The sequence below is a fragment of the Pseudarthrobacter sp. C4D7 genome (assembly GCF_013359725.1).
GTDB lineage: Bacteria > Actinomycetota > Actinomycetes > Actinomycetales > Micrococcaceae > Arthrobacter.
Window position 1 is genome coordinate 95180 of record NZ_JABFMW010000003.1, and the last position, 13424, is coordinate 108603.

The following is a 13424-nucleotide window of genomic DNA, read 5'->3' on the forward strand; positions in this document are numbered from 1 at the left end:
TCCTAGAGCCGGGCCTTGGCTGCCAGGCCCTCACGGACATCCGCCGACGACGTTGCCTCGGCGAACGCCTTGACCGCAGCTTCGGCATCCTTGTTGAGATTCTTGGGAACCGCGACGTCGATGGTCACCAGGAGGTCGCCGGTGGCCTTGGACGTCTTCACGCCTTTGCCTTTGACCCGCAGGGTACGGCCCGACGGCGTCCCCGCCGGAACCCGGACCTTCACCTTTTCGCCGTCGATGGTGGGAACTTCGATGTCCGCTCCCAAAGCAGCCTCGGGGAAGGTGACGGGCACGTGGATGCGCAGGTTGTCGCCGTCGCGCGTGTAGAAGGCGTGGGGCTGGACGTAGACGGACACCACCAGGTCGCCGTTGCCGGCCGCACCGGGCTGGCCCTTGCCGCGGACACGGACCTTCTGCCCGTCCTTGATGCCGGCCGGAACGCGGACGTCGATGACCTCCCCGCTGGGCTCGCGCAGGCCAATGGTGGTCCCGCGAATGGAGCCGGCAAAGGAAATGCTGGTGGACGCGGTGCGGTCGGCACCCTTCTGCGGAGTCCGCTGGAACCCTGGCGAGCCGCCGAACCCGCCGAAAAGATCCGCGAACTCAGGCGGGATTCCGCCTCCGGCGGGGTTGAAGCCGCCGGCATGGCGTCCGGTGTTGCCGGTGAACAGGCCACCGAACATGTCCTCGAACCCGCCGTTGCCGCCGGCAGGACCGCCGGGAGCAAAACGCGCCCCGCTGCCCATGGCCCGGATGGCGTCGTACTGCTGGCGCTCGTCGGGATCCGAAAGCACCGAATAAGCCTCTGAGATGTCCTTGAACTTCTTCTCGGAAGCAGCGTTCCCCGCATTCGTATCAGGGTGGTGCTGCCGCGCGAGCTTCCGGTAGGCCTTCTTGATATCGGCTTCGGAAGCGTCCTTGGCAACACCAAGGATCTTGTAAAAGTCCTTGTCCACCCAATCCTGGCTAGCCAATGGCGTTTCCTTTCTTGTACTTACTAAAGCTCTACACGCTGCATGGGCCCCCGCCCCTACGCCGGGTGGCAGGGATCTGCGATCCCCAGCCACCCGGCTCCGATAGGCCCGATGCCACTCCCGGGGCCCATGCAGCGCTCCGAGCTTAGTGGTCATCTCACCTTAGGTGACACGAACGCCGAACGCCGGAGCGGATGAGGGGGCCCGGGAGTGGCATCGGGCCTGCCGAAGCGTGGCGGCTTAGGTCCGCAGGACCAAGCCGCCACGCGTAGGGGCGGGGCCCCCTCATCCGCGGAGGCGTTGGGGTGAACTACGCAGGTACAGCGACGATGACCTGGGCTGCGCGGAGCACGCGGTCTCCTGATTTGTAGCCGGAGCGGAGGACCTGGCTGACGGTGTCAACCTCGATGTCCTCGCCGGGCTGCTGGATCAGGGCCTCGTGGATGGTGGGATCGAACTCCACGCCGGTCTCGTTGATGCGGACCAGGCCGTAGGTCTTCAGCGCGTTCTCCAGTTTGGTGGCGATCGCGGCGAAGGGACCGTCGGTCAGGTCACCGTGCTGCCGGGCGGCGTCGACGTCGTCCAGGACCGGGAGCAGGGAGTTCAGGACGCCGATGACGGCCATTTCCCCTGCGACGGCGCGGTCGCGTTCAACCCGCTTGCGGTAGTTGACGTACTCAGCCTGGAGGCGGAGCAGGTCGTTGCGCAGTTCGGCTGCCTCGGGGTTGCCGGCTGATCCAGCCGGCGCCCCCTGGGCCACGGAGTCCTCGGCCGGCACGTCCACGCCGTTGAGAATCTCCTCGGCCTGGGCCAGCGCGTCGCCGTCGGAATCAGCTCCGGCCTGGGAACCGGCCCCTGCGGCGTGACCGCCCTCGGGGTGCCGGGCCTGCCCGGTCACCGGGTCAACCTTGCGGTTGTCCCGGATGACCGGTTCGCCGTTCTGCCCGCGCTCCTGGCCGGCGGATGCGTTGTGCTCTTCCTCGTTACCGTGGTGCGGCATGGGTTACTTCTTCGCTTCGTCTTCGTCGATGATCTCGGCGTCGACGATGTCCTCGTCGGAGGAACCTGCCGAAGCACCGGGGGCACCCTCAGCGCCGGGAGCGCCTGCGCCGTCCGGGGAACCTGCCTGCGAGTAGATGGCCTCGCCCAGCTTGGTCTGGGATGCCTGCAGCTTCTCAAACGCGGTCTTGACGGCGGCGTCGTCCGTGCCTTCGAGCGCCTTCTTCAGCTCATCGACGTCGGCCTGGACCTCGGTCTTGACCTCTTCGGGCAGCTTGTCCGCGTTGTCGGCGATCAGCTTGTCCACGGAGTAGGCCAGTTGTTCGGCGGTGTTGCGGGTGTCGGTTGCCTCGCGACGGGCCTTGTCCTCGGCTGCGTGCTCTTCGGCGTCCTTGACCATGCGGTCGATGTCTTCCTTGGAGAGGCTGGAGCCGCCCGTGATGGTCATGGACTGTTCCTTGCCGGTGCCCTTGTCCTTCGCGGAGACGTGGACGATGCCGTTGGCGTCGATGTCGAAGGTGACCTCAACCTGGGGTACGCCGCGCGGTGCCGGGGCGATGCCGGTCAGTTCGAACGTGCCCAGCGGCTTGTTGTCCCGGGTGAACTCGCGTTCGCCCTGGAAGACCTGGATGGCCACAGACGGCTGGTTGTCGTCTGCGGTGGTGAAGGTCTCGGACCGCTTGGTGGGGATGGCGGTGTTGCGCTCGATCAGGTGCGTCATGACGCCGCCCTTGGTCTCGATGCCGAGGGACAGCGGGGTGACGTCGATCAGGAGGACGTCCTTGCGCTCACCCTTCAGCACGCCGGCCTGCAGTGCGGCACCAACGGCCACGACCTCGTCCGGGTTGACGCCCTTGTTGGGCTCCTTGCCGCCGGCCAGTTCCTTGACCAGCTCGGAGACGGCGGGCATACGGGTGGAGCCACCGACCAGCACGATGTGGTTGATGTCGGACAGCTTGATGCCGGCTTCCTTGATGACGTCGTGGAACGGCTTCTTGGTGCGCTCCAGCAGGTCCTTGGTGAGGTCCTGGAACTTGGCACGGGTCAGCTGCTCGTCCAGGTGCACCGGGCCGTCGGGGGTGACGGACAGGTACTGGAGGGAGACGTTGGTGCTGGAGGAGGAGGAGAGTTCCTTCTTGGCCTGCTCGGCAGCTTCGCGGAGGCGCTGCAGGGCGATCTTGTCCTTGGAGAGGTCGATGCCCTTGACCTTGAGCTGGTTCAGCAGGTAGTCGACGACGCGCTGGTCCCAGTCGTCGCCGCCCAGGCGGTTGTCACCGGCGGTGGCGCGGACCTGGATGGTGGAGAAGTTGTCTTCGTCCTTGCCGACTTCCAGCAGGGAGACGTCGAAGGTGCCGCCGCCGAGGTCGAAGACCAGGATGAGTTCATCTTCCTTGCCCTTGTCCAGGCCATAGGCGAGTGCTGCTGCCGTGGGCTCGTTGACGATGCGCAGGACGTTCAGGCCCGCGATTTCGCCGGCTTCCTTGGTGGCCTGACGCTCGGCGTCGTTGAAGTAGGCCGGGACGGTGATGACGGCGTCGGTGACCTTTTCGCCCAGGTAAGACTCGGCGTCGTTCTTCAGCTTCATCAGCGTACGTGCGGAGATTTCCTGCGCGGTGTACTTCTTGCCATCGATGTCCACCTTCCAGTCAGTGCCCATGTGGCGCTTGACGGAGGCGATGGTGCGGTCGATGTTGTTGACGGCCTGGCGCTTGGCGATTTCGCCAACCAGGACTTCGCCGGACTTGGAGAATGCAACGACCGACGGCGTGGTGCGGCCACCCTCGGCGTTGGCAATAACGGTGGGCTCGCCACCTTCGAGAACGGAGACGACGGAGTTGGTTGTTCCGAGGTCGATACCTACTGCACGTGACATGTGTTGCTTCCTTCTTTCCTTGGAAACTGGGTGGCGCCCTAAGCATTGAGCGTTCTGCACTCAAGTCTACTCAGGGCGCCGACGATGTCAATCCAAAGTTGAGTGGAAGCGGCTCAACTTTGCGTGCGATGGTCGGTGGGACAGCCAGAAATCCCCGTTATTCCGGGCATTTGGGCGGGAGATGACGACGGCGGCGCCGCAGTTCGCTGTGGGAGAACGGCGCCGCCGGGCTGCTTCAACGCTCCGTTTCAGTGCTCCGCGGGGCGGTCCCCGTCGGCCGCCTGGACCTGCCCCTCGGTCAGGCCCTCGCGGACGGCGCGCTCCGTCCGGGCGTCCCCCGCGGTGCCTGCAGCTCCATAGTCGCCTTCTTCGTATTCGCCGTCCGGGGCGTCCCGGTCGGACTCGTTGAGGGTGCCGGCGTCGCCGTAGTCGCCGTCCACGTATTGCCCGCCTTCCCCCTCCAGGCCGGGCGCACTGCCGCCTTTGCGGGGCTCTTCGGCTGCAATCTCAGGATTCTCGGTCATGGTGCATCTCTCCTTTGAGGCTCCGCGTCCGTCCGGGCGCACTGGCAGTCTATCGACGGGCCGGGCCCACCGACAGGGCTTCGGCGGCCGGCTTCAGGAGGACCGGATACGCCGCCGGAAACGGCTGTTGCCGCCACCGTGGAATGGTGGCGGCAACAGGTGCAGCACGCGGGGAACGCAGGCCTTAGCGGGCGGAGACTTCTTCCCGCGGCTCGATGCCGGGCTCCCGCGGCTTCACAGCGTCCGGGCCATCCGCCCGGCCCAGCTTGCTGGGCCACCAGATCTTCGGACCGATGTCGTAGGCCAGGGCCGGGACCAGCAGCGAGCGTACCAGCACGGTATCCAGCAGGACGCCGAAGGCCACGATGAAGGCCAGCTGCACCAGGAACATGATGGGGATGACGCCCAGGGCGGCAAACGTCGCGGCGAGCACCACGCCGGCCGAGGTGATGACGCCGCCGGTGACCACCAGGCCCCGCAGGATGCCAGGCCGGGTGCCGTGCTTGAGCGATTCCTCACGGACGCGGCTCATCAGGAAGATGTTGTAGTCCACGCCCAGGGCCACCAGGAAGACGAAGCCGAACAGCGGAACGGTGGCATCGGCTCCCGGGAACCCGAAGAGGTTGTTGAACACGAAGGCGGAGACTCCCAGTGCGGCCGCGTAGGACAGCACCACGGAGAGCACCAGCAGGACCGGGGCCACGATGGAGCGCAGCAGCAGCATCAGGATGAAGAGGATGACCACCAGGACCACCGGGATGATGACCAGCAGATCGCGCTGCGCGGTGGTGTTGGTGTCCAGGGCGGTGGCAGTCACGCCACCCACCAGGGCGCTGGAATCAACGGCCTTCACCTCGGTGCGCAGGGACTTGATGGTCTCCTCCGCTTCCAGCGAGTCTGCAGCATTCTTCAGCGTGGCGTTGATGAGGACCTTCCCGTCCCGGACGTCCGGTGCGGTGGGAGCGCCGGGGGCGCCGGTGACGGGCACGCTGCCGCGGCCCAGCAGGTAGGCCTCGCCCACGCCGTCGTCGGCTTTCACCTTGTCCAGCACCTCCGCCGCCTTGCCCTGGTCCGCAACCACGACGGCGGGGCTGCCGCTGCCGGCGTCGAAGTGGCGGGCCAGCGCGTCCTGGCCGTCCACCGCGTTGGAGGCGGTGAGGATGACGTCCGTCTGCGGCACGCCGTTGGCTTTCAGCTGGAACAGGCCGCCGGCGGCGACGAGGAGCAGGAGGACCGAGGCCACCCAGACGGTCCTGGGCCGCCGCGAGACCAGCGAACCTGTGGCGCGCCACAGGCCCTTCTGCCCTTCCAGTCCGGTGACCAGCTCGGGTTCGCGTTCGTCAGCGGGGAGGAGCTTGGGCCGGAAAGGCCAGAACGCGGCCCGGCCCAGCAAAGCCATGAGGGCAGGCAGCAGAGTAAGCGCGGCGAAGAGTGCGCACAGGATGCCTGCGGCAGCCACCGGGCCCAGGGCCTTGTTGGAGTTCAGGTCGGAGAAGAGCAGGCACAAGAGCGCGATGATCACGGTGGCGCCGGACGCCAGAATGGGCTCGAAGGATGCTTTCCAGGCCGTCAGGACGGCGGCCGTGCGGTTGGTGGTGTGGGTGAGGGCCTCGCGGAAGCGGGCCACGAAAAGCAGGGCGTAGTCCGTGGCGGCGCCGATCACCAGGATGGAAAGGATGCCCTGGCTCTGCCCGTTGAGCTGGATCCAGCCGGCCTTGGCCATGCCGAACACCAGCAGGATGGCCGCACACAGGGCAAACACCGAGGTCAGGAGCACCATGATCGGCAGCAGCAGCGACCGGTAGACGACCAGGAGGATCACGAAGACGGCGGACAAAGCCACGAGCAGCAGGATGCCGTCAATGCCGCCGAACGCGGCAGTGAGGTCAGCCGCCAGCCCTGCGGGACCGGTCACGAAGGTCCGCGCACCTTCCGGCGCCGCTTCTGCCACCGTGGACCTCAGTTCCTTGACGGCGTCCTTGAGTTCCGCCGACGATCCGACGGGGACCACGAACTGCACGGCCTTGGCATCCTTGGACGGGATCGGGCCAATCACCGCGCTGCCCAGCTTGAGGTTCTCGAGGTCGGTCTTGAGGGTGGCCAGACCACCCAGCTGCTGCGGGGTGAAGGCCTCGTCCTGCTCAATCACGATGATGCCGGGGACCTCATCGGAGTCCCGGAATTTCGCCTGCCAGTCCTGGGCCTCGGTGGCCTCGGCACTGGCAGGGAGGAAGGATGCCTGGTCATTGGAGGAGACCTCCTCCAGGCGGCCAAAAGTGGGTCCTCCGACCCCGGCCAGACCCAGCCAGGTCAGCACCAGGACAACGGGGACCAGCCAGCGCAGCCAGAACGGGACACGTTCCCGGGCCTCTTTTGTTCGTTTCATGATGCCTTCCATCGGTGAGCAGGGGGAGTAGTATTTGTTCCAGCATAGATTATCTCCATAACAGAGATAAGTGCCAGTCAAGCTTTTTTTGGAGGCGACAACCAGTGCCCGCGACGGCAGCAGCCGTTCTCCTAGGGCGCTGGAGTAATATCCGTCAGTACGCTGGCGCAGAAAAAGGCCGGAAAACCGGAGGCAGGGAGGTGGACATGGCAGGAAACAACGCTCCCGACGCGTCCCCCTTGACCCAGGCGGGACCCCAGTTTGGCCATCCGCTCCTCCGGATCCTCCAGGAGTTCACCCTTGAAGCGAACCGGTACGTGGATGCCGCCGGCGACCGCAAGGACATGCACCGGACGGACATGAACGCCCTCGCCGTGATCATGCGCCACACCGCCAGGGGCAATGTGGTCACGCCCGGCCTGCTGCGGAAAGAACTGCACCTGAGTTCCCCTGCGACCACCGCGCTGATAGACCGGCTGGACAGCGCCGGCCACGTGGTCCGGGAACGCCACAGCACCGACCGGCGCCAGGTCCAGCTGAAAATGACCCCCAAGGCCTTCCAGGAAGGCGGCGCCATCTTCGCCCCGCTGGCGCAGCGCATGGGCAGCGCCATGGCCGGCTTCTCCGACGAGGAACTGGATACCGTCACGCGCTTCATGACGGCCATGATCGACGCCACCGTGGCGGCCAGGACAGAATCCGGCTAGCTCCCGGCCCGAAGGGGTAGCGTTTGGTTATGAGCCACCAGCAGCCTGAAGACGACGTCTACACGCATGGCCACCATGAATCCGTAGTCCGCGCCCACGCCGCCCGGACTGCCCAGAATTCGGCCGCATTCGTCCTTCCGTACCTCACCCCGGGGTCCACCCTGCTCGATGTGGGCTGCGGGCCCGGCACCATCACCTGCGACTTTGCCGCCCTCGTCAGTCCAGGCCGGGTCACCGGCCTGGACCGCGCACCGGATGTCATCGCCCAGGCCCAGGCGCTCGCCGCCGAGCGGCAGGTGCCCAACGTCGACTTCGTGGCCGGCAACATCTACGACCTCGACTTCCCGGACGAAACGTTCGACGTCGTCCATGCCCACCAGGTGCTCCAGCACCTGACCGACCCCGTGGAGGCGCTGCGCGAGATGCGCCGGGTGGCCAAGCCCGGTGGGATCGTTGCGGTCCGCGACGCGGACTTCCACGGCATGAGCTGGTACCCAGAGGTCCCCGAGCTGGACGAATGGATGGACCTGTACCAGCGGATTGCCCGGCGCAACGGAGCAGAGCCCGACGCCGGCCGGCGGCTGGTCAGCTGGGCACAGTCCGCGGGGTTCACCGACGTCGCCCCCACCAGCAGCAACTGGCTCTACGCCACGGCGCAGCAGCGCCGCTGGCAGGCACGGGTCTGGGGCGAACGGGTGCTGCATTCCGCTTTCGCAGAACAGGCGCTGGAGTACGGATTCGCCAACGCAGCGGACCTTGCCAGGATTTCGGCCGGGTGGCACCGCTGGGGCTCCACCGACGACGGCTGGTTCCTGATCCCCAACGGCGAGGTCATCGCCCGGGCCTAGGTTGCGGCGCCGCCCGCCCGGCCTGGCTTCCCTGCGGCTGACGGAAGCGCGCGCTGGTGGCCCCGTAAGATTGTGTAGTGCAATTCTCCCTGTGGCTGGCCCTTGCGGGCGCCGGCGCCCTGATCAGCTTCACCCCGGGCGCCGGGGCCATCAACACCATGAGCAACTCGCTGAATGCAGGTTTCCGCCGGTCCATTTGGGGAATCCTTGGCCAGCAGGCGGCTTTGGTGGTGCACGTCCTGATCGTTGCGCTGGGCGTTGGCGTGCTGGTGGCCAGCTCCCCTGTTGCCTTCAACGTGATCCGCTACGCCGGGGCGGCCTACCTGGTGTACCTGGGCATCCGCCAGTTCCTCAGCAAGCCCACCGTTGCCCCGGAGCAGGCCGACACCCTCCGCAACGAACCCGCCTGGTCCATCTTCCGGCGTGGCTTCTGGGTCAACCTGCTCAACCCCAAGGCCATCATCTTCTTCCTGGCGTTCACTCCCCAGTTCATCCGGCCTGAAGAACCCCTGTTCACCCAGTACGCCGTCCTGACGGCCACGATCGTGGTCATCGACATCCTGGTCATGTGGTTTTTCTTTGCCGCCGCCGCACGGTCTTTCCAGCGCTTCACCAACACCGAGCGGGGCCAACTGGTCCTCAACAGGGTGTTCGGCCTCCTCTTCGTCGGCGTGGGCATCCTGCTGGCCCTGATCCACTGACAGGCGGCGGTCACTTTGCGGGCAGGCCGGCATCCTCGCCGCGGAAAGGCCATTTTCAAGATGGGTAATGCTTCTTTACAAGGCAGTCAAACTTTGTGAACAGGCAGCTAGCCAAAGGCAAGGGGAAGCGCGCATGCTTAGTGCCATGACCTCAACGTCGAGCGCATACCGCGTCATCACTGTTTGCACGGGCAACATCTGCCGGTCACCCATGGCAGAACTCATGTTGCAGGCAGCGCTTGAACGCGAGGGCCTTGACGGGCTGGTGGAGGTGGACTCCGCCGGCACCACCGGGTACGAGGCCGGCCGGCCCATCGATCCGCGCGCCGCCCGTCGCCTTGCGGTGACCCAGGTGGCCTCGGAACACCACGTGGCCCGGGAATGGGAGCCGGAGTGGTTCCACCAGCGCCACCTGATCCTGGCGCTGGACATCGACCACTATGCCTGGCTCAGCGAAGCAGCCCCGGACCAGGAATCGCTGGACAAAATCCGGATGTTGCGCAGCTTCGATCCCGCCATGGCCGGGCGGGACCTGCTGGACCAGGGCATCGAGGACCCCTGGTACGGCGGCAAGGAAGATTTCGACGCCGTCTGGCACCAAATCCACACCGCACTGCCGGGCCTGGTCCAGCACATCAGGGCCGCAGTCCTGCAGAACACGCAGCTTCAGCCGCACTAGGACCGGGGTGCCGGCCGGCAGCGGCACGGCACCGGAAAAGGTACGCTCTAGTCCATGAGCCCAGCCCCCGTCATCATCGCCGTCGACGGGCGCTCCGGCGCAGGAAAGACCACCCTCGCCGTCGAACTGGCGGCCCGGCTCCGCGCCCACCACAAGGTGTCCCTGTTCCACCTTGAGGACATCTACCCGGGGTGGGATGGGCTGGCGGCAGGCGTGGAGCGCTATGTCAGCACGGTCCTCGCGCCGCTGAGCCGCGGCGAGGCGGCCACCTGGACCAGCTGGGACTGGAAGAACCATTACGACGGCGAGTCCCGGGTCACGCTGCCCGCGGAGATCGTCATCGTGGAGGGAGTGGGGGCCGCCGCCGAGGCTGCCCGGCCCATGCTTGGCGCCGTCATCTGGGCCGAGTCTCCGGACGACGTCCGCCGGACCCGGGCGTTGGGCCGCGACGGCGAAACCTACGAGCCGTACTGGGACCAGTGGGCCGCCCAGGAAGAGGAGTGGCTGGGCCGGGACGACGTCCCCGCCCACGCAGACCTTCGCGTCCAGAACCACGCCGACGGATCAGCCCCGGCGGACCTGCTGAAGCTCCTCCCCTACCTGCCGGTCCTGGCGCCCGCCCTGGCCCCGGAACTGTCCGCACGCCGCGGCCTGCGCCTGCACGCCGAACGCCTGGACATCCTCCCGGACGCACCGGCACTGTTCCAGTCCCTGTACGGGCGGTCAGCCAACGCAGTCTGGCTGGACTCCTCCAACGCAGGCACCGTCCCGGGTGGCCCCGGGCTGGCTGGCCCCGGGCAGGCCGGCCCTGGCGCCAACGGCGCCGATCCCGCGGCCCGGACTGCTGCAGAGCGCAGCCGGTTCAGCATCATGGCGGACGACACGGGCACGTTCGGACAGCTCATGACGCACCGGTCCGGGGTGAGCCTCATCAGCACCGGCTCCTCCACTGCCAAGGTCTCCGGCCCCTTTTTCCGCTGGCTGGACACCGTCTGGGGCCGCCGGGCCGTCCGCACCCCGGACAGCTATCCCTGCGAGTTCACGCTGGGCTGGCTCGGCTGCCTGGGCTACGAACTGAAGCGCGAAACGGGCGGCAGCGACATGGCCGCCACCACCCCTGATGCTGCCCTGATCTTCGCCGGCCGGGCCGTGGTGCTGGACCACGCCGAGGGCGCAGTCTGGCTGCTGGCGCTGGAGGCCCCCGACGCAGGCGAATGGCTGGAACAGGCCAGGTCAGCGGTGGAAGCGGCTGCCGGCGGTGCCCAGCCTGCAGGCGGCAGCACCGGCGTCGCGCCTTCCGCAACCCCGGATTTCCGCAGCCGGGACACGGGCGCGCAGTACCGGAAGAAAATCACCGCCGCCCAGTACCAGATCGGCCAGGGCAACACGTATGAGGTTTGCCTGACCACCACCCTCGAAGCCAGGATCCAGGCATCATCTCTGGATCCGTTGACCACCTACCTGGCCCTGCGCCGGAGGAACCCTGCCCCCTTCGCCAGCTACCTCCGGCTGGGGAACCTCGCCGTGGCCAGCACCTCGCCCGAGCGCTTCCTGAAGATCGCCTCCGACGGCGGCATGCGCGCCGAGCCAATCAAAGGCACCCGGCGCCGGGCTGCCGACCCGCAGGAGGACAACCGGCTGCGCGGGGACCTGGCCACCTCGCTGAAAGACAGGGCCGAGAACATCATGATCGTGGACCTGCTGCGCAACGACCTCAGCCATTTCGCGGAGCCCGGTTCCGTGACGGTCAGCCGGCTCTGCGCCATCGAAAGCTATGCCACGGTCCACCAGATGGTCAGCACCATTGACGCCCGCCTGTTCCCGGGTGCGCCGCGGGCCGAGGCCGTGGCCGCCTGCTTCCCGGCAGGGTCCATGACCGGGGCGCCCAAGATCAGCACCATGGCCATCCTGGACCACCTGGAGGCAGGGCCCCGCGGGCTTTACTCGGGAGCCATCGGCTACTTCTCCCTCAACGCGGCGGCCGACCTCGCCGTTGCCATCCGGACGCTGGTGATCAATGCGGCCGGTGACGGCACGGCGGAGGTGTCGCTCGGCGTCGGCGGTGCCATCACCTCGGACTCTGTTCCGGACGACGAATACGAAGAGATCCGGACCAAGGCGTACGGGGTGCTTTCCACCCTGGGCGCCGCCTTTCCCGACGACTGACCCCCGGCGGCCTGCCGCCTACTGGACCGTGGCCGTCAGCCGCGCCACGTTGTCCACGTAGCGTGCGGCGAGGGGCCGGTTGAGCCAGTCCGTGAGCTTGAGTTCATGGGAGATGTCCCGGTAGGTGTCCTCCACCGCCCTCATCTTGTTCACGATGTCCTCGCCCAGCAGCATCACGGACACTTCCAGGTTCAGCGAGAAGGACCGCATGTCCATGTTGCTGGACCCCAGGACTGCCACCTCGTCATCGATGGTGAAGTGCTTGGCGTGGAGCACGAACGGAGCCTTGTAAAGGTAGATCCGGACCCCGGCTTCAAGGAGTGCCTCGTAGTAGGACCGCTGGGCATGGTGGACCAGAAACTGGTCCCCCTTCTCCGAGACGAACAGTTCCACGTCCACGCCGCGCTGGGCTGCGGTGGTGATGGCGTAGAGCAGTGAATCGTCCGGCACAAAGTAGGGGCTGCAGATGGAAATCCGGTGCTGGGCCGAGTAGATGAGGGTATTGAAGAGCCGCAGATTGTTTTCCGTGATGAACCCGGGGCCGCTGGGCACCACCTGGGCCGTGACATTGCCGGGCTCCGGGTTCGCCGGGAGCTGCAGCTGGTGCTCCAGCGACTCGTCGGTTTCGCTCAGCCAGTCGGTGGCGAAGACGACGTTCAGGGTGGTCACGATCGGTCCGCGCAGGCAGGCCATCAGTTCCACCCATTCGCGGCCTGCCTTGCGGTGCCGCGGGTTGTTGTACGAGGGCTCGATCAGGTTCTGCGAACCCGTGAATGCGATCTCGCCGTCGATCACCATGATCTTGCGGTGGTTCCTCAGGTCAGGGCGGCGCCACTGGCCGTGGATGGGCAGCAGCGGCAGCATCCGCTTCCACTGGATCTTGCCCGCGCGGAGGCGCTTGAGCAGCTTCCGGTACCCCTGGATGCGGAGGGTTCCGATGTGGTCGAACAGGAGCCGCACCTCCACGCCCCGGTCTGCGGCCTCCTCCATCGCCGTGAGCAGATCATTGGTGACGTGGTCCGAGCTCATGATGTAGAACTCGGCGTTGACGAACTTCTTCGCCTTCCGCACAGCCTTGGTCATCTCCAGGATGGAATCCGGGTAGCCCGGGATAAGGTCCACGGAGTTTCCATCCACCATGGGAAGGGAGCCCAGGGTGCGGTTGAGTTCAGCGGCGGACTTCACCCATTCCGGGCCGGGATAGTCGCTTTCGGCGTCGGCGAGCGCAGTGATGCCGGCCTGGACGCGCTCGTTGACCTGCTGCTGCTGTGCCCGGCGGCGGCTGGACAAGCGGAAGTTGCCAAACAGCAGGAACAACACGATGCCCACGAACGGGATGAAGAAAATTCCCAGCAGCCAGGCCATGGCGGTGGTGGGGCGCCTGTTGCCGGGGATGATGCCCAACGCCAGGATCCTGATGGCCAGGTCGGCGAAGCCCAGGAGAACCACCACCCACGTTGGCGCGGTGCCGGCGAGCGAAAAAGGCCACAACACGTCTAAAACCCCCGGGGAGATTGGGCTCCGGAGGACGGCTTCCGGCCGGTGCACTCAGCCCAGCTTATCCGTG

The 13424-nt window shown here is 66.7% G+C and carries 11 protein-coding genes; 5 read left to right on the forward strand and 6 right to left on the reverse strand.

Translation table 11 applies throughout. The features are described from left to right. Positions 1-2 precede the first annotated feature (2 nt). The 5 genes from HNO81_RS04020 to HNO81_RS04040 all read right to left on the reverse strand — a co-directional run bounded on the left by HNO81_RS04020 (position 3) and on the right by HNO81_RS04040 (position 6756). A complete protein-coding gene (locus HNO81_RS04020) occupies positions 3-974 on the reverse strand; it encodes a DnaJ C-terminal domain-containing protein (RefSeq protein WP_175316844.1) in 972 nt (323 codons plus the stop codon). A gap of 310 nt (positions 975-1284) precedes the next feature. Beyond that, complete coding sequence (locus tag HNO81_RS04025; RefSeq protein ID WP_175316845.1) at positions 1285-1974, reverse strand: nucleotide exchange factor GrpE; 690 nt, start codon at positions 1972-1974, stop codon at positions 1285-1287. Between the two features lie 3 nt (positions 1975-1977). After that, positions 1978-3846, reverse strand: coding sequence for a molecular chaperone DnaK (dnaK, locus tag HNO81_RS04030; RefSeq protein ID WP_175316846.1), 1869 nt, complete (start codon positions 3844-3846; stop codon positions 1978-1980). A gap of 248 nt (positions 3847-4094) precedes the next feature. After that, positions 4095-4370: a hypothetical protein gene (locus tag HNO81_RS04035; RefSeq protein WP_175316847.1), complete on the reverse strand. Its 276-nt coding sequence runs from the start codon at positions 4368-4370 to the stop codon at positions 4095-4097. A gap of 184 nt (positions 4371-4554) precedes the next feature. After that, positions 4555-6756 (reverse strand): efflux RND transporter permease subunit, encoded by a 2202-nt coding sequence (locus HNO81_RS04040; protein WP_175316848.1) that lies wholly within the window; start codon positions 6754-6756, stop codon positions 4555-4557. 206 nt (positions 6757-6962) lie between these two features. Between HNO81_RS04040 and HNO81_RS04045 the strand changes: the two genes are divergently transcribed. From HNO81_RS04045 to pabB, 5 genes are all read left to right on the forward strand, one after another. Further along, positions 6963-7463, forward strand: a complete 501-nt coding sequence (locus HNO81_RS04045) for a MarR family winged helix-turn-helix transcriptional regulator (protein ID WP_175316849.1) — start codon at positions 6963-6965, stop codon at positions 7461-7463. 29 nt (positions 7464-7492) lie between these two features. Next, positions 7493-8311, forward strand: coding sequence for a methyltransferase domain-containing protein (locus HNO81_RS04050; RefSeq protein WP_175316850.1), 819 nt, complete (start codon positions 7493-7495; stop codon positions 8309-8311). A 77-nt stretch (positions 8312-8388) separates the two neighbouring features. Next, on the forward strand, positions 8389-9012 hold the full coding sequence (locus tag HNO81_RS04055) for a LysE family transporter (protein ID WP_175316851.1): 624 nt from the start codon (positions 8389-8391) through the stop codon (positions 9010-9012). A 145-nt stretch (positions 9013-9157) separates the two neighbouring features. Beyond that, positions 9158-9691, forward strand: coding sequence for a low molecular weight protein-tyrosine-phosphatase (locus tag HNO81_RS04060; protein WP_175316852.1), 534 nt, complete (start codon positions 9158-9160; stop codon positions 9689-9691). A 54-nt stretch (positions 9692-9745) separates the two neighbouring features. Further along, positions 9746-11857 carry an aminodeoxychorismate synthase component I gene (gene pabB, locus HNO81_RS04065; protein ID WP_175316853.1) on the forward strand — a complete coding sequence of 704 codons (2112 nt, stop codon included), beginning with the start codon at positions 9746-9748 and terminating at the stop codon, positions 11855-11857. A gap of 18 nt (positions 11858-11875) precedes the next feature. On the opposite strand, the gene cls is transcribed toward pabB, so the two are convergent. Further along, positions 11876-13351 carry a cardiolipin synthase gene (gene cls, locus HNO81_RS04070; RefSeq protein ID WP_371818156.1) on the reverse strand — a complete coding sequence of 492 codons (1476 nt, stop codon included), beginning with the start codon at positions 13349-13351 and terminating at the stop codon, positions 11876-11878. Between the last annotated feature and the right edge of the window lie 73 nt (positions 13352-13424).

Bases quoted from the DNA above. Each gene is read 5' to 3' on its own strand.
- HNO81_RS04025 (WP_175316845.1), bottom strand. From the start codon at position 1,974: ATGCCGCACCACGGTAACGAGGAAGAGCACAACGCATCCGCCGGCCAG.
- dnaK (WP_175316846.1), bottom strand. From the start codon at position 3,846: ATGTCACGTGCAGTAGGTATCGACCTCGGAACAACCAACTCCGTCGTC.
- HNO81_RS04035 (WP_175316847.1), bottom strand. From the start codon at position 4,370: ATGACCGAGAATCCTGAGATTGCAGCCGAAGAGCCCCGCAAAGGCGGC.
- HNO81_RS04040 (WP_175316848.1), bottom strand. From the start codon at position 6,756: ATGAAACGAACAAAAGAGGCCCGGGAACGTGTCCCGTTCTGGCTGCGC.
- HNO81_RS04045 (WP_175316849.1), top strand. From the start codon at position 6,963: ATGGCAGGAAACAACGCTCCCGACGCGTCCCCCTTGACCCAGGCGGGA.
- HNO81_RS04050 (WP_175316850.1), top strand. From the start codon at position 7,493: ATGAGCCACCAGCAGCCTGAAGACGACGTCTACACGCATGGCCACCAT.
- HNO81_RS04060 (WP_175316852.1), top strand. From the start codon at position 9,158: ATGACCTCAACGTCGAGCGCATACCGCGTCATCACTGTTTGCACGGGC.
- pabB (WP_175316853.1), top strand. From the start codon at position 9,746: ATGAGCCCAGCCCCCGTCATCATCGCCGTCGACGGGCGCTCCGGCGCA.